Annotated in this window: 26 protein-coding genes; 18 read left to right on the forward strand and 8 right to left on the reverse strand. The window is 36.1% G+C overall.

The window, feature by feature from the left end; genetic code table 11:
- Positions 1–51: 51 nt before the first annotated feature.
- A complete protein-coding gene (locus tag ACIQZG_RS18810; protein WP_402756999.1) occupies positions 52–1,272 on the forward strand; it encodes an MFS transporter in 1,221 nt (406 codons plus the stop codon).
- A gap of 82 nt (positions 1,273–1,354) precedes the next feature.
- Here the strand turns inward: ACIQZG_RS18810 and ACIQZG_RS18815 are convergent, their stop codons facing one another.
- Positions 1,355–1,513 (reverse strand): P-loop NTPase family protein, encoded by a 159-nt coding sequence (locus ACIQZG_RS18815; RefSeq protein WP_402757000.1) that lies wholly within the window; start codon positions 1,511–1,513, stop codon positions 1,355–1,357.
- A complete protein-coding gene (locus tag ACIQZG_RS18820; RefSeq protein WP_402757001.1) occupies positions 1,504–1,869 on the reverse strand; it encodes a P-loop NTPase family protein in 366 nt (121 codons plus the stop codon). The genes ACIQZG_RS18815 and ACIQZG_RS18820 overlap by 10 nt, the downstream gene beginning before the upstream one ends.
- Before the next feature lie 207 nt (positions 1,870–2,076).
- Here ACIQZG_RS18820 and ACIQZG_RS18825 point away from each other — a divergent pair, with 207 nt between their 5' ends.
- From ACIQZG_RS18825 to ACIQZG_RS18835, 3 genes are all read left to right on the forward strand, one after another.
- Positions 2,077–2,682 (forward strand): DedA family protein, encoded by a 606-nt coding sequence (locus ACIQZG_RS18825; protein WP_402757002.1) that lies wholly within the window; start codon positions 2,077–2,079, stop codon positions 2,680–2,682.
- Positions 2,683–2,936: 254 nt separating this feature from the next.
- Positions 2,937–3,467 (forward strand): sigma-70 family RNA polymerase sigma factor, encoded by a 531-nt coding sequence (locus ACIQZG_RS18830; RefSeq protein WP_402757041.1) that lies wholly within the window; start codon positions 2,937–2,939, stop codon positions 3,465–3,467.
- Positions 3,451–4,359 carry a hypothetical protein gene (locus ACIQZG_RS18835; protein WP_402757003.1) on the forward strand — a complete coding sequence of 303 codons (909 nt, stop codon included), beginning with the start codon at positions 3,451–3,453 and terminating at the stop codon, positions 4,357–4,359. The genes ACIQZG_RS18830 and ACIQZG_RS18835 overlap by 17 nt, the downstream gene beginning before the upstream one ends.
- A gap of 86 nt (positions 4,360–4,445) precedes the next feature.
- On the opposite strand, the gene ACIQZG_RS18840 is transcribed toward ACIQZG_RS18835, so the two are convergent.
- Positions 4,446–4,835 carry a hypothetical protein gene (locus ACIQZG_RS18840; RefSeq protein ID WP_402757004.1) on the reverse strand — a complete coding sequence of 130 codons (390 nt, stop codon included), beginning with the start codon at positions 4,833–4,835 and terminating at the stop codon, positions 4,446–4,448.
- 203 nt (positions 4,836–5,038) lie between these two features.
- Here ACIQZG_RS18840 and ACIQZG_RS18845 point away from each other — a divergent pair, with 203 nt between their 5' ends.
- The 3 genes from ACIQZG_RS18845 to ACIQZG_RS18855 all read left to right on the forward strand — a co-directional run bounded on the left by ACIQZG_RS18845 (position 5,039) and on the right by ACIQZG_RS18855 (position 6,539).
- Complete coding sequence (locus ACIQZG_RS18845) at positions 5,039–5,404, forward strand: hypothetical protein (RefSeq protein WP_402757005.1); 366 nt, start codon at positions 5,039–5,041, stop codon at positions 5,402–5,404.
- 123 nt (positions 5,405–5,527) lie between these two features.
- Positions 5,528–6,244, forward strand: a complete 717-nt coding sequence (locus tag ACIQZG_RS18850) for a toast rack family protein (RefSeq protein WP_402757006.1) — start codon at positions 5,528–5,530, stop codon at positions 6,242–6,244.
- Between the two features lie 115 nt (positions 6,245–6,359).
- On the forward strand, positions 6,360–6,539 hold the full coding sequence (locus ACIQZG_RS18855) for a hypothetical protein (protein ID WP_402757007.1): 180 nt from the start codon (positions 6,360–6,362) through the stop codon (positions 6,537–6,539).
- A gap of 154 nt (positions 6,540–6,693) precedes the next feature.
- On the opposite strand, the gene ACIQZG_RS18860 is transcribed toward ACIQZG_RS18855, so the two are convergent.
- Positions 6,694–8,508, reverse strand: a complete 1,815-nt coding sequence (locus ACIQZG_RS18860) for an L-lactate permease (RefSeq protein ID WP_402757008.1) — start codon at positions 8,506–8,508, stop codon at positions 6,694–6,696.
- Between the two features lie 141 nt (positions 8,509–8,649).
- On the opposite strand from ACIQZG_RS18860, the gene ACIQZG_RS18865 reads away from it, so the two are divergent.
- Positions 8,650–9,372: a FadR/GntR family transcriptional regulator gene (locus tag ACIQZG_RS18865; protein ID WP_402757009.1), complete on the forward strand. Its 723-nt coding sequence runs from the start codon at positions 8,650–8,652 to the stop codon at positions 9,370–9,372.
- Between the two features lie 108 nt (positions 9,373–9,480).
- Entirely contained in the window at positions 9,481–10,005 is a 525-nt protein-coding gene (locus ACIQZG_RS18870; RefSeq protein WP_402757010.1) for a tubby C-terminal domain-like protein, read from the forward strand.
- Positions 10,006–10,194: 189 nt separating this feature from the next.
- On the opposite strand, the gene ACIQZG_RS18875 is transcribed toward ACIQZG_RS18870, so the two are convergent.
- Genes ACIQZG_RS18875 through ACIQZG_RS18885 form a run of 3 tightly spaced genes read right to left on the reverse strand, consistent with a single transcriptional unit; the run spans position 10,195 to position 14,076 of the window.
- Entirely contained in the window at positions 10,195–12,699 is a 2,505-nt protein-coding gene (locus ACIQZG_RS18875) for an ABC transporter permease (protein WP_402757011.1), read from the reverse strand.
- A complete protein-coding gene (locus tag ACIQZG_RS18880) occupies positions 12,699–13,427 on the reverse strand; it encodes an ABC transporter ATP-binding protein (RefSeq protein WP_402757042.1) in 729 nt (242 codons plus the stop codon). Before ACIQZG_RS18880 ends, ACIQZG_RS18875 begins: the two co-directional genes overlap by 1 nt.
- Positions 13,428–13,479: 52 nt before the next feature.
- Positions 13,480–14,076: a sigma-70 family RNA polymerase sigma factor gene (locus ACIQZG_RS18885; protein WP_402757012.1), complete on the reverse strand. Its 597-nt coding sequence runs from the start codon at positions 14,074–14,076 to the stop codon at positions 13,480–13,482.
- A 304-nt stretch (positions 14,077–14,380) separates the two neighbouring features.
- Between ACIQZG_RS18885 and ACIQZG_RS18890 the strand changes: the two genes are divergently transcribed.
- From ACIQZG_RS18890 to ACIQZG_RS18920, 7 genes are all read left to right on the forward strand, one after another.
- Positions 14,381–15,295, forward strand: a complete 915-nt coding sequence (locus tag ACIQZG_RS18890) for a DoxX-like family protein (protein WP_402757013.1) — start codon at positions 14,381–14,383, stop codon at positions 15,293–15,295.
- On the forward strand, positions 15,292–15,903 hold the full coding sequence (locus ACIQZG_RS18895; protein WP_402757014.1) for a DUF4166 domain-containing protein: 612 nt from the start codon (positions 15,292–15,294) through the stop codon (positions 15,901–15,903). Before ACIQZG_RS18890 ends, ACIQZG_RS18895 begins: the two co-directional genes overlap by 4 nt.
- Positions 15,872–17,428, forward strand: coding sequence for a YndJ family protein (locus ACIQZG_RS18900; RefSeq protein WP_402757015.1), 1,557 nt, complete (start codon positions 15,872–15,874; stop codon positions 17,426–17,428). Before ACIQZG_RS18895 ends, ACIQZG_RS18900 begins: the two co-directional genes overlap by 32 nt.
- A gap of 134 nt (positions 17,429–17,562) precedes the next feature.
- On the forward strand, positions 17,563–18,000 hold the full coding sequence (locus tag ACIQZG_RS18905) for a hypothetical protein (protein ID WP_402757016.1): 438 nt from the start codon (positions 17,563–17,565) through the stop codon (positions 17,998–18,000).
- 585 nt (positions 18,001–18,585) lie between these two features.
- Positions 18,586–20,271, forward strand: a complete 1,686-nt coding sequence (locus ACIQZG_RS18910) for a methyl-accepting chemotaxis protein (protein WP_402757017.1) — start codon at positions 18,586–18,588, stop codon at positions 20,269–20,271.
- Positions 20,272–20,574: 303 nt separating this feature from the next.
- Positions 20,575–21,102 carry a sigma-70 family RNA polymerase sigma factor gene (locus ACIQZG_RS18915; protein ID WP_402757018.1) on the forward strand — a complete coding sequence of 176 codons (528 nt, stop codon included), beginning with the start codon at positions 20,575–20,577 and terminating at the stop codon, positions 21,100–21,102.
- Positions 21,092–22,108: an LCP family protein gene (locus tag ACIQZG_RS18920; protein ID WP_402757019.1), complete on the forward strand. Its 1,017-nt coding sequence runs from the start codon at positions 21,092–21,094 to the stop codon at positions 22,106–22,108. Before ACIQZG_RS18915 ends, ACIQZG_RS18920 begins: the two co-directional genes overlap by 11 nt.
- A 516-nt stretch (positions 22,109–22,624) precedes the next feature.
- On the opposite strand, the gene ACIQZG_RS18925 is transcribed toward ACIQZG_RS18920, so the two are convergent.
- A complete protein-coding gene (locus tag ACIQZG_RS18925; RefSeq protein WP_402757020.1) occupies positions 22,625–23,050 on the reverse strand; it encodes a HEAT repeat domain-containing protein in 426 nt (141 codons plus the stop codon).
- Between the two features lie 786 nt (positions 23,051–23,836).
- Between ACIQZG_RS18925 and ACIQZG_RS18930 the strand changes: the two genes are divergently transcribed.
- Positions 23,837–24,679 (forward strand): DegV family protein, encoded by an 843-nt coding sequence (locus tag ACIQZG_RS18930; RefSeq protein ID WP_402757021.1) that lies wholly within the window; start codon positions 23,837–23,839, stop codon positions 24,677–24,679.
- Between the two features lie 173 nt (positions 24,680–24,852).
- Positions 24,853–25,782, forward strand: a complete 930-nt coding sequence (locus ACIQZG_RS18935) for a GDSL-type esterase/lipase family protein (protein WP_402757022.1) — start codon at positions 24,853–24,855, stop codon at positions 25,780–25,782.

Genomic DNA, 25,782 nt, shown 5'->3' on the forward strand with positions numbered 1-25,782 from the left:
CTCTATATAACAACAAATGCATAGTTGAAATGAAAAAATGGAGGTACTGCTTTGAAAGATTATTATAGATGGTTAATCGTAATCGTTGCTACATTTGCACAAACAGCAGCAACATTTGTGACGTATGGAATGGGGCCAATCGCAGCATTTTATCAAATTGAATGGGATTTAAGCCCATTCCAAACAGGCTTTATCGTTTCGGCAGTTAATATTGGTCCGATGTTTTCGATGATATTATTTGGCTATTGGATGGATAAAAAGGGAGAAAAACTGATTATTGGGTGGGGAGCGATACTACTAGGGCTTTCTGCATTAACACTTGTTTTCGTCAACAATTATATGGTCTTACTACTATTGTTATTTTTAGTTGGGGTATGGTATGGAAGTGCTCAAACTGGTGGAAGCACGGCGATTGTGAAATGGTTTCCAGACAAACATAGAGGACTGGCTTTAGGAATCAGACAGACAGGTATACCGATTGGAGGGGCCTTAGCTTCAGTCATACTAACCTATACATATTTTCATTTTGAATTACAAGCAGTCCATATTGTACAGGGGGCTGTCGCTATTGCGGGAGGATTGCTTTTCTTATTCGCGTATCATGAGCCAAAAGCAAACTACTCGTCAACATCTAAATCAGTGTCGTTTAAAGAGAAAATGCGTTCAATAAAAAATAATAAAGAACTTTACCCAATCTATATTGTTGGCATTGTCATGATGTCATTACAAATGATTATCATCGCACATTTTATGAGTTATTTACATCAAGAGGGGGGCTACACATTAACAGATGCAGGAAAGTATTTAAGCCTTGTTTTAATTGGCGGGATGATTGGACGAGTAGTCATTGCATGGCTGAGTGATCAATTCTTTGAGCACAATAGAGAAAGGTTATTGTTTATTGTGATGATTATTACAGTCGTTCATACTGTGATGTTGCCAATGGTTATCCATGCAAAATTAGTAATGCTACCATTCTGTTTTTTATTGGGGTTTGTAGCAATCGGCTGGTATTCTTTGTTTATTGCTTGTGTCACGGAACAATCAGATCCTCTGTTTATAGGTTTAACGGTTAGTTCTGCTTTAACATTAAATCAATTATTTATCGTTATAGCACCGTCTTTATTTGGCTTATTGGTCAATATTTTAGATAGTTATCAAATAGCACTATACGTAGTAGGAATAGCAGTAGCAATGGGTGCAGTGAATTTATATAAAGTGACAAAAAATAAAGTAGCCAACAATCGAACAAATGATAAAGCAGCATATTAAATAACGAAAAAAAGATGTGAATGGACCAATGAAAGGGTTTGTTCACATCTTAAGTATGCAATTTATCAATAATTTGAATTGATTAACGGAACTGTTTTTCATAATCAGACAGCCAATTTGAAAGTTGGCGAGGGCTTTTTATGATGATGGAATCCACTGGAGTTGAGCTCAATACATCTATTGCATTTTGACGTGCTACTTTTGGATACGTCCAAATCCATTTGATAAATTCTACATCCATCTTTTTGGACACCCAGGAGTCATATCAGCACGTGTTTTACCCAGATGTGTTATGTAGCGTTTCATCGCTCTGTATAAACATAGCTTTTTATCGTAATCAAGCATAATAATTAGGTCTGCATATTGAGCGCGTAATTCAAGGGTTGAATCGAAATTTCCATCGATAATCCATGCAAACTTTTGAAGTTCGACAATAAGCTTCTCATTAAACAGTACTTTTTCAGTTCCAATCCATCCAGGTTGCCAATAAAGTGAATCTAAATGAATAATCGGCAAAGAAGTGGCTGCTCCTAATTGTCTTGCAAGTGTAGATTTTCCAGCACCAGATGACCCCACAATTAAAGTACACTCACGCATCACATAATTCCATTTAAACCAATAATTTACTATCGTACTAAGCAGTTTATATTTGGAGAACATTTTTTTTGAATTGAAGGCCAATCTATTGCATCAAAGTAAATGACCAAGTAATGTTTACGACATAGGAATAATAAAATAATGAAGGGCAGATTTTGTTTTGGTTGGAAGGCTAATTTAACATGCGGGAGGCATCTATAAAAGTATATGGAGAATTGGATCATCAATGTGATGGAGCAATATGGCTACATAGGGATTTTCTTTTTAATTACTATTGAAAACATCTTTCCACCAATTCCTTCAGAGATCATTTTGACGTTTGGAGGATTTATGACGACACATAGTGATCTCGGGATTACTGGAGTTATTCTGGCTTCAACATTGGGATCATTACTAGGTGCTCTTGTGTTATATGCGATTGGAAAATTGGTAGATATCAATAAGCTTGAAAGTGTTATTAGCAAATGGGGTTTTTTACTGAGGTTGAAGAAGGGAGATATTCGAAAAGCCAATGATTGGTTTTTGGCCCATGGGGTGATGGCAGTTTTCTTTTGTAGGTTTGTACCACTCATCCGCAGTTTAATCTCTTTACCTGCTGGTATGGCGCGAATGCCTTTAGGCTTATTTCTCTTTTTAACAACACTTGGCACAATGACGTGGAATGTGGTATTGGTGAAAATAGGCGCAGCAGTAGGTGATTCATGGGAGCGAATTGTCTATTATTTAGATATTTACGCCAATATCGTGTATGTAGTGCTATTGGTTATTATGCTTTTGATGGTGACCCGTCTTGTTCGTAAAAGAAGGAATTGAGTAGAGTGAAAAGTTAATTATGCGATAAGCCACCTATGAGCGATTGGATTGATCAAAGGTGGCTTTTTATATTGCTGTACAATAAAAGTTTCATTCCGGGGGTAAAGCAGTAAGCTATAATTGCTGTATACATAGATCTGAAAAAGGTGAATAACAAGCCATTATTGGTAAGTTTTATAGGAATATTTTTTTATGAAACTTTTTCGTTGTTCATCAGTCTAACTAGAAATGATTTTTAGGAGGCGAGCCAGTTGATGAAAGAGCAGAAAGATGCTCGCTTAGCAGAAGCCATGACAGTTTACGGTGATTATTTAGTGCGCCTATGCTACACATACGTACAAGACTGGGCAGTGGCCGAAGATGTTGTGCAAGATACATTTGTCAAATACTATGAAAAAATGGAGCAATTTCGTGAAGAATCTTCGGTCAAAACGTATTTGTATCGCATAGCCATTAATCATTGTCATAGCTATCTAACAAGCTGGCGATACAAAAAGCTACAAGTGATTGATTCTTGGAGTAAATTAATGGGAAATTCAATTGATCCAGCAAGTGAACTAATTGCAAACGAAGAGGATGCTTTATTAGTTGCGGCAATTGAAAAGCTCTCAACCAAATATAAAGATGTAATACTGCTATTCCACTTTGCAAATTTCTCGCTAAAAGAAGTTTCACAAGCACTATATATACCCGAAAACACTGTCAAAACAAGACTAAGGAGAGCACGCCAAATGGTTGGTTTGACGCTAGAGGAAGGGGGATTTGAATATGGATCCAATTCGTAATGCCATCAACCACGTCTATAAAGAAGGTGAGTTTTCAGAAGAAAAACAAGCTGGAACATTTAAAAAAATACAACCAAAAAGAAAGAAAGTTTTCATCCCCTTAATTACCACTGCATTTGTCACCGGCTGTTTGCTAATAGGCCTGACTATGCTGTTAACGCAACATAGTATCGATAATGCTTTCCATCTGAGCTCGACCACAAGTAAAGAAACTTATCCTGAATTTTCTGGGAAAGTGAAAGACTACACCGTGCTAAAACAGCCATGGATGATTGTAGGGATAATAGTAGTAGTTGTAACTTTTTGCTATGGGATATTAGCTTTGGCGAAAAAGTGGTTATGGCAATTATTGTTATGCGGTATTGTTATTATTGCTGTTTTGGGTAATATGTCAGAACATATTGGCTATCGCTATTATGTGAAGGATGAAACTGAATTAATAAGGTCTTTGGATTGGGGTATTTACTCATTTGGAGGATCAGAAGATACCAAATTAAATGATGCAATTACGATTGATCAATACCGTGTAGCTTATTTTACAAGATGGGAATTAGAAGGTGTTGCAATTTTTGAAAATGATGGAAAAGGGTATGCTATTGAATATTTTATTCAAAGTGGGCCAGAAAGAAGGAGTGCTATTTATTTGAAAGAAGTTCAACAGCTAATAATTCCCTTAGGTGATGGGCATGATATAGGAAAGTTGTTAATACAGATGGACGCTGAACAAATTGAGGTTGATGTTTATTCTAATACCGCACAATTAGTGACAATTCCTTATAAGAAAGAAATGGGTATATCTGAAATTAGTATTCAAGCGGTAAGGAATGAAGGAAATATATTTGAGCTTTATGGACCTTCGGATATTTTCACGTATCCTGTAATATTGAAATAGTAGTTTTTATTGAACCTCGAATCAAGAAATTATTGATTCGAGGTTCTTTTTAATGACTAGTGAAACTTGTTTGAGAATGTGGATTTCTATGGAGCAATTTTAAGAAAATAATCCCTTATATCTTCTGGTAGTTCCTCAACGGCAAGGATCTTTAATTTTGTTGTACCAGGAGTGGTCATAATTACATAAGATTTTTGATTATATTCAAAAAGAGTAAATTGGCTGATTCTGTTAGGGCTTGTATCCAATCTACTGATAAAATCGAAATCTTCCTTCTTGAAATTGGCTTCATATCCCTCTAACATATGCTCTTGTGCCTTTTCAAAATCATTAGCAAATGAGATGGCTTGATACAATTCAAGTGAATTTTTCGGTGTTAAGAAAAGAATATAATAGGTTGAAGCACCAATGAAAGTGAAAATTATTATAAAAACTAAAATTAATTCATTTAATGTTGGTTGTTTATTAAATTTCAATGTAGTCACTGCCTTTCGCAGAAATTACTAAACAAAATTCTTCAGTGCTCGCTCTATCTAATTGTCATTACAAATATTTGTAACGAAATATATATTATCCATTTTAGAGAGCCTGTGATGGAAAGTATATAGAAATATTAAAAATAAGGTATAAAATATAATATTTGAGTTAAACTGTCCTCGTATTGAAAGGAGGAATTCCAATGAGAATTAACTATTTTATGTATACTACAATCATTTCTATTGTCGTACTAACGGCATGCTCAAAGAATGAGGTTGTCAATACGGATAATGCGCCAGAAGAGTGGGCTTTTGCATTTGCCGCTTTGGATGGCTACATTTATCAAATAAGTGACGAGTACGTAAAAGATATTAGTAAAGAACTTGGTGAAGTTACGACACATATGGATGTAGAAGGCACGTATGCAGGGAATTTCTCTAATGTATATGAAAAAGGAACAAAATATTATTCTATAGATGGTATTAGTATCAAAGAAGCTATTGCGATTAAAGAAGCAAATGGCACATATAGAAAAGCAGTAAGAAATGATAAGGGCAATGAAGAATAATACTTATCGAGGGAATTCTCTACGCCTTAGGTCTTAGATGAAATTAAAGCGGAGGGTCGTTATTATTAATTAACCTTTTCAATAAAATGGATTTATAGGATTTTTATTGAGGGGGAACTTATAATGAAGAAACCAATTTTAATTGGCTTGCTATTCAGTGCGACTTTATTTACACTATCGGGTTGTAGTTCGTTTATTACCGGAGAAGATAGGGAAGAGTCAATCTCTGTGAAGAAGGATAAAGCGAAGGAATTAGATGTAGAACTTAATTTAGACTTGGGTGAAATAACAGTTCAAAAAGGTGCTAAAGAGTGGGTTGAAGGCAGCGCTGTATATAATTTAAAGAAGCTGAAACCGCATGTTCAGTATGATCTTCATCGTGATAAAGGTGAAGTTGTAATTGAGCATAAAGATCAAAAAAGGTTTAAGATTTCTGAAATAAAAAATGAGTGGAATTTAAAGCTAACGGATGAGATACCTATAAACTTATCGATTAACACAGGTGCAGCAATGGCAAATCTTGATTTACGAGGGTTGGAAATTGAGGATTTAGATATTGAAGCGGGTGTAGGGGAGCTTTCTATAGACTTACGCGGTGATTGGAAAAAAAGCTTTGAAGCGGATATCGAAACTGGCATAGGGCAAACCACAGTACATTTACCATCAGAGGTAGGTGTGAAAATCACAATCGATAAAGGTATTGGCACAACGAATGTAGCTGGATTTATTTCTAAAGGTAATAACGTTTATGTCAATGAAGCTTATGAAGACGCTGACGTAATTTTAACGGTTAACGCGGAAATGGGTGTAGGTGAAGTTTCATTTGAATTAGATAAATAATTGCATATTTTCATGGACTATTTCTATAAGAGGTAGTCTTTTTTATTTCATCCCTAGTATGAAACAAGTATAAATCATGCCAAAATGGATAATTTATTAATTGGAGGTGATTATTTTGGCTAAAGATAATCGAAATAAAAAAGGCTTAGATCGAGAAGAGTTTGGATTTGGATTCGATATTAGTGCCGATGATTTAGCTGTGATTGGAAAAAACAATCAAGCGAAAAAACAAAATACGAATGACAACAAAGAAAAGCCGCAAAACAAAACAAATCCTGCAACATTAAATGAATAAGTATAAGCACTATGGATACTAACTTCCATAGTGCTTATTTTTAATTCATTCTTTAAATGAAAAATAGTTACTAATATTTGAACACTGCTAGATAGAGCGGAAAGCTCTCATACTTTAATAGAATGAAAATAACTGTTTTGCAACTTGCTCATTATTAGTTCGTTGTTACTTTGTAAAGGGGTTTATCTACTTTACGTTGTAAGAACCAGATGAAGAAAATTACGACAGAAGCAAACAAAAGTAGCCAAATATTTAAAACTCCGTGAATCACTGCCATTCCGAGGAAGCCAGCAGCAATTATGTAATACACAAATGGTAACCAGATAGTACGGATGATCTTACCTTCTTTACCGACTAGACCAACTGTTGCGGAAGCGGCTACGATATTGTGTACACAAATAATATTTCCTGCTGCACCACCAACTGCTTGTAGTGCAATAACCATACCTGATTGCTCTACTGAAAGGCCAATATTTTGCGCTGTACCAAATTGGAATAAAGAGAACATCATATTACTAAACGTATTACTACCTGCAATGAAGGCGCCCAGTGCACCAATGGCAGGTGCTACAAGAGGCCAGAAATCTCCAACGACAATGGAAACTGATTCAGCTAAAACAAGTGGCATATTTTGGCCAGCTAACGTTGATACTGTTTCTGCCACACGATCTTCTGCAAGTGCGGTATTTAAGAAAATTTTAATCATTGGTACTGCTAAAATTAATGCTGCACCTGCTGAAACTGCAGTCTTCGCAGATTCTTTTACACCTGACATAAAATCTTTCATTCTCATACGATGGACAAAGATTGTTAATATCGCAGAGAGGATAAATAATGTTCCTGGAAGGAAGAATGGTGTTGAAGTTGTGGTAATCCCAGAACCAAACATATCTTCAAAGACAATGGTTGGCGCTTTTAAGAATGCACCGAGTGAATCAATTGTACGTGAAGCAATTAAAAATAGTGCTAGTAATACATATGGAACCCAAGCTACAACGATAGAAAATGAACGTTTACCATCTTCAGGTGGTAATTCCTGATTGTTAAGTTTACCAATCCATTCAGGTGCCCATTGATTTCTAGATGGGAAATCAAAAGTTTTGTCCTTTGGTGGCATAAAAGTACCTTTACTAACCACTGGAATAACAATACACAAAGAGATAAGTCCACTGATTAATGATGGGAACTCAGGTCCTAAAAAGGTACCGATTAAAAAATAAGGAATTGTAAATGAGAATGCTGCGAATAAAGCGAATTTCCAAATTCCTAAACCTTCACGGTATGATTTGTTCTCACCGAAAAATCTAGTCAATAAACAAGATAAGAAGATAGGAATTAGCGTGCCAACAATCCCGTGGAATAAAACCACTTTACTTGTGATGAATAAAAGGTATTCACTTTGATTCATTCCTATTGAAGTAAGCCCTTCCATAATAGAACTTTGTCCAGAAATACCTGTGTTAACACCTATAAGTATGGGCGTTCCAACTGCTCCAAATGAAACAGGTGTACTTTGAATAACAAGTGCTACAACAACAGCGGCCATTGCTGGGAAGCCAATAGCAACTAACAGCGGTGCAGCTACTACTGCAGGTGTTCCAAAACCTGAAGCCCCTTCGATAAATGAACCGAATAACCAAGCGATTAAAATAGCTTGTACACGGCGGTCTGGTGAAATCTTCATAAAGCCATTACGTATCGTATGAATTGCCCCACTATATTTGACTGTATTTAACAGTAATACGGCTCCGAAAATAATAAAAATAACCTCGAGTGCTGTAATAAGCCCGTTAAAGGCAGCTCCAGCAACAATATTGCCATCCGTCCCCCATACGAATATAGCAATTAATGACGTGAATACTAATGTGATCAACATAGCACGACTTGCTGGCCAATTAAGAATAATTAAAAAGAAAAATATAGAAAGAATCGGCAGCAGTGCAACGATTGACAAAATCAATAAGTTCACATTTATTTCCCCCTTTGTATCATTAGATGATTAGGTCGTCAGATGACCTGCACTCATTATATAATAGTAAATTCAGAATTATCAATAAGATTATTAAAAACTATGAATATTTGGTATAATAAAAAAGAGGTGCATAGAAAATTGAACTATAAAAAAATAACTCGTAAAAAGATATATGAAGAAGTAGCAGATATCATAATAGAAATGATTAAAAGTGGTCAGCTAAAGCCAGGTGATCAACTAGATTCAGTTCAAGAATTGGCAAATAAATTTCAGGTTGGCCGTTCAGCAATCCGTGAAGCACTCACATCTCTACGTGCCATGGGCCTAATAGAAATGCGACAAGGTGAGGGTACTTTTGTTAAAACATTTACCCCAAACAACCTTACATATCCAATTCAAAGTGCTATGCTGATGACGAAGAAAAATATCGAGGAATTATTAGAGGTACGGTTAATATTAGAAGCGGCCATAGTTGTAAATGCAGCTCAAAAACGAACAATGGAAGACTTGCATGAAATGCGACTCCACTTAGAAGAAATGATGGTTCATGCTGAAAACGCGGAGCTAGGGGAACGCGCAGATTTAGCTTTTCATTTAGCAATTGCAAAAGCAGCTGATAATGCCCTACTAAGCTCGTTAATGCAACATGTATCTGATCTAATGACTGAGGCCATGCGAGAAACACGACGAATTTGTTTATATGATGAGAAGCAAACATTAGCTCAATTAAATGAACAGCACCTTTTGATTTATCGTCAAATCGAAGCGCAAAATATAGCAGAAGCCGAACAGGCGATGAAGTCACATTTACGATTTGTAGAAAGTGTATTGGCAAAGCATATGGAAGGGGAAATTGACTAATTTTCCGAGGGAAAGCACTATGGATAAAAGTAACCATAGTGCTTTTTAGTGGTGATGCCAATATATTTTGTTAGAATAGAATTAACTGTACTTGAAGGAGAGAAGTGATTGAAAACTTTTACATATAAGCAACCAGCAGCTATTGAATCGACAGAAATCGTAGAGGTTTTAGATGATAAAGGTAAGGTGTCGTCAACTGTTCAACGCGTCTATTCTAACGTGTTAAAAAAAATATTTGATCGTTCAATGGATTATCGTTATTTTGTACGTTTCGATGTGACTTCTACAGATGGACGCCCACTTTTCACATGTAAAAAGGTATCCCGTCGTGGCCGTGTATATTTTAAAGGAAAAGATTTAGGTACCGGTAAAGATTATATGATCGCCTATGATGGCTGGAAAATAATGATTCCTGATCTGATCATAATGGACGGTGAGCGAAAAATAATGTTGAATAAGGAAATGGAGGATTGGTCTGTTTTTAAAATAGATGAGCAGCCGATTGCACGTTGGAAAGCTACTTTCCGTGAAACCCATTTTAACATTGAATTACAAATAGAAGACACGAGTCCGATTCAACAGGAAGCATTTTTTATAGCAATTGGACAAGCTGTGTTATTTGTTGGTGCATAATATCGGAGCATCTCCCTTCATTAGGGGGATGTTTTTTTGTTGGATATACGGTGGATATCTATAAATTCCGGAATGTGGGCGATAAATATGAAAAGTAGGGTGATAAATATAGCAAGAAGGACGATAAATCGGAAATCGTGTCTGATAAAACAATAAAAGACCCTCAACTTTCAAGGGCCTGATTGAATATTACATATCTACAATCTCATTTGCTAGTTTTTTACGACTAATCCAGTAGCCTTGTAAGGTGAAAACAACGAGTGTTGCTATTAAAAAGACAAGACTGGTAATGCCTAATGTAAAGAAGTCATAGGTAGGAGCCCCCTTGTCAATAAAAGCAAGCATCCTTGTTAAAATGAGGCCAAGGAAAGTACCTACAGTCAGCCCGTATAGAACAAATGATAATACTTGCGTCAAAATGAGTTTCATTAATCCATTTGGCGAAAGACCAATTAGACGTTGAATTGCATAATCACCACGTTTTGCGTAAACCGAGTGAAGGAGTGTTTGTAACACGCCGAGGCAAGTAGCAGCAATTAAAATGACAAACACACCTACAAATAGACTCCAACGTTGGAAGGTAGCTTCATTATTTTGTTCTATAATTGTCGCTTTATCACTTATTTTTAGCGCAGGCCAGCGTTCTTCTAAATATGTTAGGTCAGCTAATGCTTGCTGTGTATCGGTTGCCTCCACCATAATGTTTGTAATGATAGGTGGATCTAAAACTAATAAGTCAGATGACCAATCGACATATAAGTTAGCAGCATATTCAGCAGGATTTGATCGAATACCAACCACTTGTAATTCATCTGAAGGGACCATTTGTTGAATCGTTTCATTGAAATTTCCTGTCAGTAAGCTATCACCAATAGTTAATTGATGTTTTTTCGCAAATCGCTCTGTAATAATTACACCATTCGTTAGATCACCTGTAACAGGATTTAACTTACCTAGTTGAACATATTTTTGGATATCAATTGGGTCAAAGTCTTCATCGTGCCAGTCATTCTCGAATTGTAGCGCTATCCTATAAGAGTGACTTTGCTCAATGGCATAAGATACACTTGGTAATAATTCGATTTCTTCTATTAAAGCAGGTGTAATGGTTGGATCATATAATTCATTTTTTATTTTAATAGATGTTTCATATTGAGAATTAATGAATTCATTGCTGTTTTTTTGATTTGTTTTAAATAATGTACTACCGAATATTAAAATAATCATTAGGCCAATAATACTGAGTACGATCGGCATGTTTTTGCGCACCTGGGGCATCAATTGCTGGCACGCTAAAAATGCCTCTTTCCCGAAAGATTTACGAATTGGTTTTAATGAAATGTTTAGTATAGTAGTAAACAAGTAAGGCATTAAATAAAGCAACACTCCGCAAGTAAGGAGTGTACCAATGAGTAGCATCAGCGCACTTTTTCCACTTCCATTATTCATTGCTAAGGAATTTAAAAATATAAATAGTGCAATGATAGAGACGCCACTTACAGCAATCGTTTTCCATTTTGTCCACTTTAGGCTTAAGTTCTCATTTTCTGTTGCAATTTGTAATGGTAATAGGCTGGCGCTTTTTCGTACTTGCCACTGTGTAACCAGTTGAAGGATACAAAAACTAGCAACTGCAATAATAAAAACAAATATAATAGGAAGTTCAGTTCTAGCACTTGGTAATTTCATTAGGTTAATAAGCTGAGGTAGCCAGTATTTAATGACCAATAAACTGACTGCCGTACCAAGTACTACTCCAAAACTAACAATAAGTGATAATTGCAGTTGTACAATACGACCTACTTGCTTATTGGTGGCGCCGAGTGCTCGTAATACCATTAGTTGTTCTTTAATTTTATAGAATAATAGCTGGAATGTTGACATCAATAAGACACTTGAAATGAGTAATATAAAAACTGAAAGTACAATCATAAAAATCATTAATGCTTGTAGATTTCTTTTATAGAAATCATATTCACTCGCAACATCCACACGTAATGTTTCATCTAACTGTTTAATTTCCATGCCAACATTCGTCGCATTACCATCTGTTTGAATGAGCGAATACATACCCGCTGTTTGCTCATCACTATTAACCATCCACGTTCTTAACACATCGTTTTGCAGAAGAATAAAATTTGGGCTTTCAGTGCCCTTAATAGGTGGCAGAATTTCTTGGATGATAAATTCACCTATGTCAGCTTCAAGTGAACCGTCAACGGATTTATTGAACGTAATTTGCAGTGTATCGCCAAGTTCTTTTTTAAAAAGGCGAGCAACATTTTCAGTAATCACGACGTCGTTTGGCGTTAGATCCACTGAAAAATGATAGCGACTTTTCACAAGATCATCGTTTTCTACACCAGCCGTATAAAATTTAGTATTGAATTCATTTTCTACAATTGTATGGGTCAGTGATACACTAGAAACTTTTGTTACACCATAGATGGACTCGAAACTAGCTATTTGCGAATTTGTTAGTACCTTATGTTGCTCTGGATTATAGCCAACCATTAAATCCATCTCACCAAATAACGCTTGAATGTCTTCTTTCATTTGCGTATTAGCATTCCAAATGTAGACACTCATCGTCATCACTAAGCAAATCGATATGGTGATAATGCTAATACTTGTAAGCACATTTGTCCAAGCAGCACGGAAGAGCTTGAGTGCAATGGTCCGCATTGAAAACATTAGCTATCACCCCTAGTAATCAACTTGAACTTCGTTAATATACAATCTAAATCCTCATGCGTTTTATTATTTTGATAGGAGTCAACAATCGCTCCATCATGGAAGAACAATACACGATTTGCGTAGGTAGCTACATATGGATCATGTGTGACGAGTAAGATTGTTTGATTCATATTTTTTTGTAGCTGTACAAGCAATTGCAAAATTTCATCTGTTGTATTCACATCGAGCGCGCCAGTTGGCTCATCTGCCAGTAAAATAGGGGGATTGGCGATGATGGCGCGAGCAATAGCGACACGTTGTTGTTGTCCGCCTGAAAGCTCGGTTGGTCGATGCTTACGCCAAGCTTCAATGTTCAATTGCTCCATAATTTGATGTACACGCACTTTAATCTCTTTACTTGGTAGATCATTTAAGATAAGCGGTAGTGCAATATTGTCTTCAACGGATAGATCTTTCAGCAGATGGAATGATTGAAACACAAAGCCGATATTTTCTTTTCGGAATTTCGATGCATTCGGTTCCTTATACACGTCTTGCGCTCGTTTTCCAAATAAGAATAGTTCGCCTTCAGTTGGCTCATCAATAGCACTAATCATATTAAGTAGTGTACTTTTTCCTGAACCACTCGTTCCCATAATAGCAACCATTTCACCTTGATAAATTGTACAATGAATATTTTTCAAAGCATTCACAGTATGATTTTTTTGCTGGAATACTTTTGACATGCCCTCCACACGTAGTACTTCTGTAAGTCGCCTTTCTGGAATTGGAATCGCGTCAATGACTTCCTTCAGCGGATTGAACCCATTCATCTACATATGCCCCCTTTAATTGTTGTCTTAATGTTTGTAAGCCTCTACGTATGTGTGTCTTTACTGTTCTCTCAGGACATTGCAAAATTGTCGAGATTTGCTTGACGGAGTAGTCTTGATAAAAACGTAATAATAGCGCGGTTTTGTATTTTTCTTCTAACTGGCAAAGTGCCTGCCATAAGTCTAGTTCTTCTTCGATATAAGAAGGTGATGTACTATTGACATCTTCGAGCGTGTGGGGCTCTACAAGATGGACGACTTTTCTTTTCGCTATGTATGTTTTACAGCAGTTAATAATAATTCGAGTAAGCCATGTAGAGAAGTAGTGTGGCTCTTTTAATTGAGGTAAACCTTCATACGCGCGAATAATCGTCTGCTGAAAAACTTCAACAGCATCATTTTCATTTTGCACATAGACATAAGCCATGCGATACAATTTATGTTGCTCTTGTTCAATGAGCTGATAAAATGCATCTTCATCACCGTTTTTAGCCAACTCAATAAGTGTGATTTGTTTAGTTGTAATGAAAAACGCCTCCCATTCGACCGTTAGACTCGGCAATCGATCATTTCGATTCGAATTTTTGTTTTTTTTGTAAAAATTATTTAAAGGTCGTCCAAATCTGAATTACTCCAATGAACATATATTGCCAATTAGTTTGGTCGAAAGCAATTACTTAAAAACTTAAAACAGTTAGCAATACCGACCTTTGTTTTTGCAAAAACCTACATTAATAAATGATGTTGTTATGTTATAAGTCATGTAATATAGAGGTGTTAGATATTTTACAATAATGTCTAAGTCGTGAATAAATGGGGAAGAGAGGAATGTAAAGGATTTATATTATTAATTAGGAGGGATTTTTTTGAAGAAGAACCCCATTTATGTAGAAATTGATATACAAGCACCGATCGATGATGCTTGGGCGTATACGCAAAATCCAAAGTTGCATGAGCAGTGGGATTTGCGTTTTACATCAATTACATATATTGAAAAGAAGTCGCTCGAAGACCCGCAACAATTTACATATGAAACAAAGGTAATGCCTGGCCTAAAGGTGAGTGGCTGGGGTGAAAGTAAGGGCACGCATCATAAAGAAAATGGCACGAAAACGTCTTCGCTTCATTTCGGGACCGCACAAAAAATATCACCTATTGCGGAAGGGAAAGGATTTTGGCAGTACATTCCACATGATAAAGGGCTGACGTTTTTAACGCAGTATGACTATGAGGTGCGTTATGGAAAACTAGGAGCTTTACTTGATATTGTTTTTCAACCGGCAATGGGCTGGGCAACGGCTCTTAGTTTTGATGTATTAAAGAGATGGCTTGAAAAGGGAGAAAATCCGTTATCTCAATATCGTCGTTTCTTTTTAACGATGCTTATTAGTGTGTTGTTTTGCTTTGTTTGGTTTTATCAAGGACTTGTACTTAAAGTATTAGTACAGCATCCAATGGAGGTTTCGATGTTAGCGAAATTAAGTGAGTTTCAACCAAATACTGCTACAAAAGCGGTGTTCTGGGTAGGGGTACTCGAAATTATTTTTGCTCTTTGTTGGTTGTTCCCACGTGGAAAGCGTCTGCTTTTTGGATTGCAAATATTAATATTCCCGCTACTAACAATTAGTGCAGTATTATCTGATATGGGTCTCTCGACAGCCCCATTCAATCCAGTAACTTTGAATGCGACTTTATGGATACTAGCGATTGTTGGTTTCGTCTTAAGTAAAGATTTACCGAGTGCAAAAAGTTGTATTCGAAAGAAAGGTGAGCGACGTTGACAATATATCAAACATTGTTAGGTGAAGACTTTAAGCGACTGCATCCTGAGCTTCAACAGCGTTATGCATTGCCAGTGGATGAGCCGTTTTTTGCAACGGGTGTGATGAAAAAGATTGAATCAGGTGCTGCGTGGATGCGTCCATTTTATACAGTCGCTACTCGGACAAAGTTTTTATTCCCGGAATCAGGTGAAAATATACCGTTTTCGATTCGCAATACTTGCAAAGTATTACCAACTGGTGAACTTGAAGTGTTTTGGGAACGAAGCTTTCACTTTGCTAAAAAAACAAGAAAATTTGATGCAAGAATGACGATTGATCCAGTGAAAAAAGTGGTTAAGGATTATTTAGGATCTCCATCACTTTTCTACTCGGATTTGCATTTTTCTGTAACAAAAGAGGGGAAATTACTAATTCGTTCGGGTATACAGCGTTTTGTATTATCGAAAATGGAGTTACCGATTCCAAAAGTTTTAGAGGGGCGTGTCATAGTAGAGGAAGGTTTTGATGAAATGCGACAAGTATTTACCATACATGTGTCAATCCATAATCCAATGTTTGGGAGGCTGATGATGTATGCTGGTGAATTTACGCCACAATCTATGTAGTCCAGTATTGATGTTTGGCATGATGCTCACTGTGATTTGTTACTTCTTTAGCCCACAACCCGACTATTTGTTAATGCTTACAGTTGCTCAGCTTGTCTTCGTGCCAGCAATGCTGAAGATGGTCGTCAGCCTAAATAAAGTAGGGGATATCATCCTTGTTGTCATGATGCTAGCGGTTACGATGCTTCACTGGTGGCCTGATGGTGGAATAGCTATTACACTTGCTCTTGTGTATGTTTGCTATACGGCATTTGTTGCGCTACAAGGAGTAAAGCGGTTTTTACAACGGGGCTTTACGAATATTGCTGAAATTGCAATTGATGTCGGACTTATTTATTTGTTTGTCGGAGGATTGTGGTTTTTCGCGTTTATAGCGAATATTGACACTGGTTTTACACCAATTATTACGTGGTTAACGGGTATCCACTTTCATTACTCTGCATTTTTGTTAGCCACATCAATTGGACTTTTGGGACGACTTCATCAAAGCAAGTGGTTCACTGCTGCGGTCGTTATTTTATTAGCAGGGCCAATGCTCGTAGCAATTGGTATTACATTTTCAACGATCCTAGAAATCGTATCGGTTGTGCTATATATTTTTGCAATATATAGTTTGTTTATTTTATCGATAAAAACAAAATTACCACGTATGCAAGGGTTACTTTTACGCATTTCTTATGGGGCTATATGTGTAACAATTTTATGGTCACTATTATATGCATTTGGTAACTTGATAGGAACATCAATCGTTGGTATACCTGATATGTTGAAATTCCACGGCTTCTTTAACTGTGCATTATTTGGAGGTTTTGGTGTTTTGGCTTGGGCGATAGCCGTTCCGAGGTCCACGCAACAACCGTATACGTTCCCGGTGAGTAAAATTCGTGGGAAGTTAACTGAAACCAATGGGGAACATCCTGGTTTAGTGGACGCATTAAGTGATTATGTAGATACGGTGAAACTGCCACAGGCCATATCGCATTTTTATGAACATACAAATGAGTATACACTTACTGCTTCAGTACAATGGCATACGTGGTTTAAGCCTTTTGCTTTCATTTACCAAGGAGTTAGTCGCTGGATGCAGCAATTGAATTTGCCACTTTCGAGAAAACCAATAGAAATGACAGGTAATATTTTGAAGGTAGATGAACAGTTAGATGGACGAATGACCCCGCGTGCCTGGATTCGTAAAATTGGCAAGCAAACGACATTCGTGGCAATTTATTCGCAACATACAACTGCACAAACGACATATATGAATATTGCACTACCGCTACCTTTTTCAACGATGATAGGTGTTTTGTATTTATATGAAGAAGATGGAAAACTGCATTTGACGAGTGCACACGATGGAGATGCGGGTACATTTTTAGCCATTCATCATTTTGTTTTCAAACTGCCATTTCATGAGCATTTCACACTTACTGCCTCAAGTGAGATGTCATTATCTGCAATTCACAAAATGCGTATTCTCGGGTTGCCATTCTTGAAAATTGATTATCATATTGAACATAATAAATAATTTTGTAATCGGAAAGGTAACCACCGCTTTTCTATTAAAGTTAATAATACTTTTCAATGAAATGACTGATTTAGCAGGGATATCAGTGTTTGCTAACGAAGAGAAGAATAATCGAATAGATAAGGGGTGGTTAGATGCGATTAACGAAAGGGATAACTGGATTGGATTCACAGCATTTACTACAACAGGATTTGCGAACATTTCAGTCAATGGTCTATCATCTTGTGACGAGTGAGCCACGTGCGAAAGTTTTTGCATTTGTTGATGATCCTCATCATGTCTATATGAGTGCAACTGTTCAGCTTGAAGATGAGCAGTTAATCATATTTCATCACCGATTAGCGCCCTATGTTGCCTTTGCCGTGGGTGAGGAGAATTTAGCGTTTGAATTTACAACCAAAATGGATCTGCATAAATATTTTCCTATGCGTAAATGTTTAGAAGCAGAAGTATTAAATACATCTCTCAAGAAGGATAAGCAACTGCATAATTTATCTGAGAGAGAATGGGAATTAGTCGATTATTTCCGCAGTGAGACGATTGGCGATGTTATGTTTAATTATTGGGATTAATTAATGCATATTTTAAAAACTTTTAATACAGAAGATATTCAAGTGAGAATCATAAATCCACGGCATTTAAGAAATATCGACTATTGACGCAAGATTGAGCAAACTTTTTCTATTAAGGTAAGAATGAAGGAAATGGTTATGCAGTTGTTGTTTGGAGAGCAGAGGAACGGAAATTGAATAGGATGGAATTGCATCTCAAAAAGAATCACTAGCTATTGGGCTAGTGATTCTTTTTGAGGAGTTAAAGACTTATGTAGTGTAATGAGTAGTTAATTGTACCTATTAGATATTGTAGTTGTATAGTAGAACGAAATAATTATTGAATTGCTGTAAAAAACAAAAAATTCTTGCGTTTATTTACTAATGTGAAGAGAAAATTTCAAACCTCTCTATTTTTGAGATAAAAATGGTAGATTACTAATATTGTGGAATTTTTTCTAGCTTTATTGGATGTGAAAGAAGATATATTCAAATGCGTAACAAATAATAAAGCAAATTGAAATTTCAAGCATTTTTTGCAGTAATAGATCCTGAAAAATGTAGTCAGTACTTGAGTAAAACTAGAAAAAATAGAGGAGAGATATAGTGTTTAAATTTAAGTCAATAAGTGCACGAATTGTTTTTGCTTTTAGTATTATTGTTGCGGTAATTGTATTATATATTGGTTTCAATATGTATACGAGCCTTCAAAATAGCCAGACAACAGATGCAATTGTAAATGAGGAATTACAATTACTGATTGCAGATTATGAACTTGCTTCGTCTATAGGGTTGCGTATTGCTGCTGCAAGAGGTTATGTTTTATCTGGTGAAGAAAAATATAAAGATATATATTTGCAAAATGTAAACCGTGCTAATAAAAACGAGAAAATTCGCTTAGCGCTTACAGAGTCAGGGGATTTCAATCGTTTTGCCAAAATGGCTACAGAATGGAGCAGCTATGTTCAAAAAGAAGTATTTGATGTATATGATCAAGGAAATAAAGAACTAGCCATACAAAATCTAGCGGCAATGGATGCCAAAGCTACTGAAGTTCGTGAAGGCTATGAGGGATTGGCAGAACAACGTAGACAATCCATAAATGCTGTGGGCGAAGATATGATGACTGCTAGTAAAAAAACGCAAGTTACAGGTATAATAGTTGGAATTGTGATTGTTTTGATCTCAATATTAATCGCATTGGCTAGTGCTAAATTAATTTCAAAACCAATAAAAGCTGTTACAAATCGTATGCAGCAAATTGCTCGAGGTGACTTAAGTGAGCCAGCTTTAGCGACAAATGGTAGAGACGAAGTAGGGCAACTTACGGATGCCACAAATAGTATGTCTGAAACGATGAATCACTTATTGAAGCATATTCAAACCGTATCAAATGATGTTGCATCACATAGTGAAGAATTGATGCAGTCTGCAACAGAGGTCAAAAGCGGCACTGAGCAAATTGTAGATACGATAACAGAAATTGCTAACGGTACAGAGTTACAAGCAAGTAATGCATCGAATGTTGCGACTACAATGACAGACTTTACAACGAAAGTGACAGACGTCAATACTAGTAGTAAAGACATCAATCAATATTCAAATGAAGTGATGAATTTAACTGAAGAAGGCAGAGGGCTAATGGAAGCCTCAACAAATCAAATGAAGACAATTGACCACATTGTTAAAGATGCGGTAATGCAAGTGGATGAGTTGAGTAAACAAACACAAGAAATTTCAACTTTAGTGTCAGTCATTCATAATATTGCTGATCAAACGAACTTATTGGCACTCAATGCTGCTATTGAAGCGGCACGTGCAGGTGAACATGGCAAAGGATTTGCAGTCGTTGCAGATGAAGTACGTAAATTAGCAGAGCAAGTTTCTTTATCTGTTGGTGATATAACAATCATCGTGCAAAAAATCCAAAAAGACTCTGTATTAGTAACAACTTCTCTAGAAAATGGATACGGTGAAGTAGAGAAAGGTACAACACAAATCGCTTCTACAAGTGCAACATTCACACATATTGCGGAGGCGGTTTACTCAATGTCAAACCGTATTGTAGATATGTCCAAAAAGTTAGAGGATGTTGTACAAAATACAATGATCATTGACAAATCTGTCGATGAAATTGCAGCTGTGTCAGAGGAATCTGCAGCAGGCATTCAACAAACATCTGCCACAGTCCAGCAAGCTGCAAGCTCAATGGATGAAATTACAAGCAGTGCTGTCAATTTAGCAGAGATGGCTGAAAATTTAAATGAAACCGTACGTAAATTTAAATTGTAGTTTACCAGAGGCCATTTTAAAAAGATTGATGCTATTGAACTAATGGCGCAGAGTGAAATATGCATAATAATTAAACAAAAGCCTGTATCTATGATTACTTGATAATCTAAGATACAGGCCTTTTATTTCAACTATAATCGTCATATATAGTAATGCTTGTTTTGGAGCGACGCGAATGAAGCGCCCCCGTCTGTAGTGGATTATGCTGTAAAAAATAAAATATTTTATAAAAATTGAACCTATTATGATTTGTTAATCGTCTAATAGCAGAATTTGAAGTAGGTTGAAAGGGAGGGTAGTAGATTGGACAGAGAAGAAAAAGATTACATATTAGAAAAAATAATGATCGAATACGGTAATGAATTAGTACGATTGGCCTTTTCTTATGTGAAGGATGCAGAGATTGCTAAGGATATGGTTCAAAACACTTTTATCAAATGCTACAAAAACCTCGATTCGTTCCGATTTGACGCACAAATAAAAACATGGCTCTATCGAATAACAATAAACGAATGTAAAGATTACTTAAAAAGCTGGAATTACAAAATGGTACATGTGAAAAGTTTTATCCATGAAACAGCAAAGTCAATATTACCATCAACAGAAAAAACAGTTATCGATAAATACAATAATGATGAAATAAAAGATACAATCTTCTCTCTTCCAAAAGTGTATCGGGAAGTGGTTTATCTATACTATTACGATTCATTAAAGACAGAGGAAATCGCCAAAGTTTTGGATATTCCAGTTAATACAGTGAAGACTCGATTAAGAAGAGCAAAACAAAGATTAGAGTCGATGATAAGGGAGGCAGAACTTAATGGAAGATAAGCAATTAAGAGATAGATTTTATAATGCGTCTGATCGAAAACTAAGATTTACGGAAGAAGATCGTAATGAAGTATTTGAAAAAATTCATAAGCTGGGGGAGAAGAATACTACACAAAAGAGTTTACTTGTTTCTTCTAAAAAGTTCGCTCCACTTACGGTTTCTTTATTGGTGGTAAGCTTGTGTATGTTTTTGTTTCTTCCGTTGATTTTTCCTGGAGGCTTTAATGAAGAATCTCATACAAGTGATGCAAGTGTATCAGTAGTTCAGGAAAATGAATTTTTAACCTCTTTAATTTCGGTGAAATCGAAAGAGATGGATAATCGAATATATCTAAATCTTTTACTGACATATAGTAAAGATAAAAAGATGATGAAGGTTGTATCGTTACCATATGATACGTATGCACCGGTAGCAGATAACAATGATGGGACTACTTTGTACGATAAATTGTTATTTTCTTATAGTTTTGGCGGCGCTGAAAATGTAAGCAAAACAGTTTCAAAACTAGTAGATTTACCAATTGATTATTATGCAGTCATCGATTTAGAAACCATTACTACGCTAATAGATTCTATGAATGGGATAGATTACGACTTGCAAGAAGATATTCGCGTAAGAGCGATATCACAAGTGGCATTTGAATTCGAAAAAGGAGCGCATCGCTTGAATGGAGAAGAAGTTGTGGCATTAATGATGGCTGCTACAGAGGGAATCAGCTTAGATGAAGAAGTCCTATTAAATCTAATGAATGCGGTAATGGATAAAGCGGAAAACGAAATTCCACAAATACAAATAAAAGAACTGTTTACTCAAATTGAAGCCAATGTATCGCTTGATTCGTTGTTAGAGAATCCAATGGAAATAAATACTATTAAATCGATTTCTTTAAGTGATGGAATGATATCTGACTCAATAATATTAAGTAGAACTGAGGGTAAACACATATATAAATTTGAGAAAGATTTCTTAAATTCTGTTTCAGAAGAGTTAACTACATTTAATTAAATATAAATTAGGAACATTTGGATAATATCTAATGAAGGCTGTTTGCGAAAAAGTTGAAGTTTTTCAGCTTGAAGCAGGATAATTGAATATGAATTCTGGTGTGTTGATTAGAGAATTATTGAAGAAACCCTTCTTGTACTGTGAAATTACACTGCGAGAAGGGTTTGGTGATTTTTCATTGAGCTGTTTTGGAAAGTTTGTTGCATTTTTTAATTAAACGGAGGGTTATAATGAGTAATGTTGAGTTAATAGATCCTTTTATAATGCAATTATTCATTGTTCCCTTGATAGTCATTAGACTAAGTGTTATAGCATCTGCCCTATTTAAAAAGGTATTTATTGCACCTTTAACGACATAGATTTTCTAGAAATTATGGTGTTACGCTAATAGGTAGACTCATTTCCCTTAGCGCTTTCCTAGCGATTATGATAGGGGAACGATAAATATAACGTATGGACAACTAAAAACGCGTTACGAAAAACATCCATTTTCGTAACGCGTTTTTATATGGGCATTTAGATTGATTGCCATTTTGTTTCTAGCCAAGAAAGGAAATTCTCGCCATGGTGGCCTTCATAGGCATCATATACATCTAGGCGCATACGTTTTAGCTTTTCCGCGAAATCTGAGATAGTGTGGTCAGCAGGTAAGCTTTTCTTTACACGTACAAACACTTTATCAGCACCTTTAATCAGTTCGAATTTACGGCGTACAGGTGGTTTTACATCTTCGCCAAAGGCAGTAAGCGCCTCAAATGCCGCTTGTTGTACAGCAAAAACCGTATCTGCTTTCACACGATTTTGTAGTAAATCAATTACTTTTTCATGCTTGTAGCTGCTTAGAGCTTGTACAGCGTCTAAACGATCACGCCAGCTAGATGTGTAATTGGCAGCTTTTTTTAAGTCTGCATAGTTTTCAGGTAACTCTGTTATAAATTTCATATGAACACTCCTTAGTTGCGATGGAGATGATTACTTCGACGAAATGTCTGTGGAATTTGTCTCTTCTTCATTGCTCATTATATAGAAATTACCGGGGATTGCAATAATTAACGACGTTTATTTGGTAGGAAAACTGTGTTTTATTAGGAATAAGGGAAATGGATTAGAGACTTAATAATTAATTATTCAGAAATATTTCATCCGAAGAAGTAGAAAAATTGCATATTCAGTTGTTCGTGGCTCATTTAACGGCAAATAAAGGAAATTGAAAAGAAATTGAAGATGAATATAATTGTCGCCCAGACAAGGCAGACTATATATTAGAACGTGTTGATATTCAAGTAAACTGGTTACGGGACATAGGCTTCAAACGTGCTGATTGTTATTTTAAATGGATGGAGCTAGCAGTATTTGGCGGGGTAAAATAGTTGCTTTTAGTGGGTGGGAATTGTTGAGAGGTGATCTTATTCAAAAATATAACTACCGATTTTTTATGTAAATCACATGAACAATATGACTTTGTATGATAAGGGGTTATTATGTATATATTATATTATGCGAAATAAAAATATATTTTACATTTATTTCAAGGTAAAAGTGTCATCACAAATTTCCAACTAATTTTGAGTCATTTATTAGACAAGATGGACAGAAAACGCTATAGTATCAAAGGAAAAGAATACGGTAGAGACTGAAAATGTACTTGGCAAATGACAAATGTCATGTTTACATATGGAAACTATTGTCGATATAATAATATTTAATGAAGTAAAAGGATGTGTCAACATGGGACGAATTCATATTGTAACTGACTCAACTTGTGATTTAACAAAAGAGGAAGTCGAAAAACATGGTATACATATCGTGCCGTTAACGATTCAAATTGATGGAAAAACGTATACGGACGGGGTTGATTTGAAGCCTCAATCATTTTTAGACTTAATGAAAGGTTCAAAAGAGCTACCAAAAAGTTCGCAACCTGCACCCGGTAAATTTAAAGAATTGTACGATGAACTTGGCAAAGATGGCGATCAAGTTCTTTCGATTCATATGACAGGTGGAATGAGCGGTACTGTAGAATCTGCTCGTCAGGCTGCACAAATGACAGATGTAGATGTTACAGTTGTAGATTCCCGTTTCATCGCATTTGGGCTTGCATTTCAATTACGCGAAGCTATTAAAATGCGTGATGCAGGGGCAAGCGTGGAAGAAATTGTTGCACGACTAGATGAGGTACGTGCTGGAACACATTTATATGTTATTGTCGATACACTTGAAAACCTAATTAAAGGTGGACGTATTGGTAAAGGTACTGGTTTTATCGGTTCACTTCTAAATATAAAAGTAATTGCGAATTTAGAAGGTGGCGTGTACAACCCTGTCACAAAAGTGCGCAGTCATAAGCAAGTCGTCAATTACTTATTTAAACAATTCCAGGCCGATACAGATGGGAAAACAGTGAAAGCTGTTGGTATTTCACATGCTGATGGTCTGACAACAATGGGTAATCCGTTGAAGGCGCTAATCGAAGAAACTGGATTTAAAGATGTGGAGATTGCCTTTACATCTCCAATAATTTCTACACATACAGGGCCAGGTGCGATTGGCTTTATTTATTTCGCCGAATAATTTAGATGAAAGCTAGTACAACTTTTGACGGGTGTACTAGCTTTTTTATGAAGCATTTTTTTGGGAAAGATGAAAACCTTGGAATTATTCTGTTACTTTAGAATAACAAGCTTTTCATACGTTAACGAACAATTTATAATATAGTTATCAGCAAATAGATGGAAGGTGGTCAAATGAACATTTGGCGAGGTTTCTTGTCATGTTTGATCGTCTTAGTACTAAGTGGTTGTACCATTTCAATTGATGAACCGGATCCGCAATCTGATCAAGTAGAAGAACAAACAGTATCTGAACAAGAAACGACAAATGATGTAGAACAGATGCAAGAAGAGGGAGAGCCATCTAAAAATGCTATAAAGAAATTTTTTGAGCATTTTTTCGATTCGTCAACAGAGGATTCACCGAGTGTAGATGTTGAAAAAACGAAGCAACTGCAATACTTGGCGCTAGGCGACTCTTTAACGGAAGGTGTCGGTGATGAGTATAGTCAAGACGGTTATGTAGGTAGATTAGCAAGTACACTGCAAACCTGGTCGTCAATTTCAGAAGTCGAAATTGATAATCGAGGTAAACGAGGTCGTCGCAGTGATCAACTACTAAAATTAATTAAAAAAGGACATTATGATGAAGAGTTGCAGCAAGCTCAGCTCATTTCGATGACGATGGGTGGCAATGATGTCATGAAGGTCGTTAAACAAGACTTATTCAACTTGAAGCGTGATGCCTTTGATGCAGAATTACTTGCTTATAAGGAGCGCTATAGTAAAATTATAGACGGTATTCGAGAAAAAAATTCAACAGTACCCTTGTTGCTTATAGGATTTTATAATCCATTCTCGATTGTGACAAGAGAGGCAAATGAATTCGATACGATTATTACCGAATGGAATCGAATTATCGAGGAAATTGCGAGTGAGGACTCCAATGCTTGCTACGTATCAGTCGAAGATTTATTTGAATCAAATGAAGAGCTGGTCTACCATACAGACTTCTTCCATCCAAATGCAAAAGGCTATGAAATGATGGCAGAACGCATTGTGGCAAGTATGGAATTATGTGGGTTGGAACAAAAAATTAAAAAGGAAATAGGCTTCGAGGAGTGA

The sequence above is a fragment of the Lysinibacillus sp. NPDC096418 genome, assembly GCF_044762775.1.
Taxonomy (GTDB): domain Bacteria; phylum Bacillota; class Bacilli; order Bacillales_A; family Planococcaceae; genus Lysinibacillus.

What these genes read in the sequence shown, in the direction of transcription:
- ACIQZG_RS18835 (WP_402757003.1), top strand. Translation starts at nt 3,451, where the DNA reads ATGGATCCAATTCGTAATGCCATCAACCACGTCTATAAAGAAGGTGAG.
- ACIQZG_RS18820 (WP_402757001.1), bottom strand. Translation starts at nt 1,869, where the DNA reads ATGCGTGAGTGTACTTTAATTGTGGGGTCATCTGGTGCTGGAAAATCT.
- ACIQZG_RS18935 (WP_402757022.1), top strand. Translation starts at nt 24,853, where the DNA reads ATGAACATTTGGCGAGGTTTCTTGTCATGTTTGATCGTCTTAGTACTA.
- ACIQZG_RS18850 (WP_402757006.1), top strand. Translation starts at nt 5,528, where the DNA reads ATGAAGAAACCAATTTTAATTGGCTTGCTATTCAGTGCGACTTTATTT.
- ACIQZG_RS18930 (WP_402757021.1), top strand. Translation starts at nt 23,837, where the DNA reads ATGGGACGAATTCATATTGTAACTGACTCAACTTGTGATTTAACAAAA.
- ACIQZG_RS18905 (WP_402757016.1), top strand. Translation starts at nt 17,563, where the DNA reads ATGCGATTAACGAAAGGGATAACTGGATTGGATTCACAGCATTTACTA.
- ACIQZG_RS18825 (WP_402757002.1), top strand. Translation starts at nt 2,077, where the DNA reads ATGGAGAATTGGATCATCAATGTGATGGAGCAATATGGCTACATAGGG.
- ACIQZG_RS18900 (WP_402757015.1), top strand. Translation starts at nt 15,872, where the DNA reads ATGCTGGTGAATTTACGCCACAATCTATGTAGTCCAGTATTGATGTTT.
- ACIQZG_RS18880 (WP_402757042.1), bottom strand. Translation starts at nt 13,427, where the DNA reads ATGTCAAAAGTATTCCAGCAAAAAAATCATACTGTGAATGCTTTGAAA.
- ACIQZG_RS18925 (WP_402757020.1), bottom strand. Translation starts at nt 23,050, where the DNA reads ATGAAATTTATAACAGAGTTACCTGAAAACTATGCAGACTTAAAAAAA.
- ACIQZG_RS18920 (WP_402757019.1), top strand. Translation starts at nt 21,092, where the DNA reads ATGGAAGATAAGCAATTAAGAGATAGATTTTATAATGCGTCTGATCGA.
- ACIQZG_RS18815 (WP_402757000.1), bottom strand. Translation starts at nt 1,513, where the DNA reads ATGGATGTAGAATTTATCAAATGGATTTGGACGTATCCAAAAGTAGCA.
- ACIQZG_RS18875 (WP_402757011.1), bottom strand. Translation starts at nt 12,699, where the DNA reads ATGTTTTCAATGCGGACCATTGCACTCAAGCTCTTCCGTGCTGCTTGG.
- ACIQZG_RS18845 (WP_402757005.1), top strand. Translation starts at nt 5,039, where the DNA reads ATGAGAATTAACTATTTTATGTATACTACAATCATTTCTATTGTCGTA.
- ACIQZG_RS18830 (WP_402757041.1), top strand. Translation starts at nt 2,937, where the DNA reads ATGAAAGAGCAGAAAGATGCTCGCTTAGCAGAAGCCATGACAGTTTAC.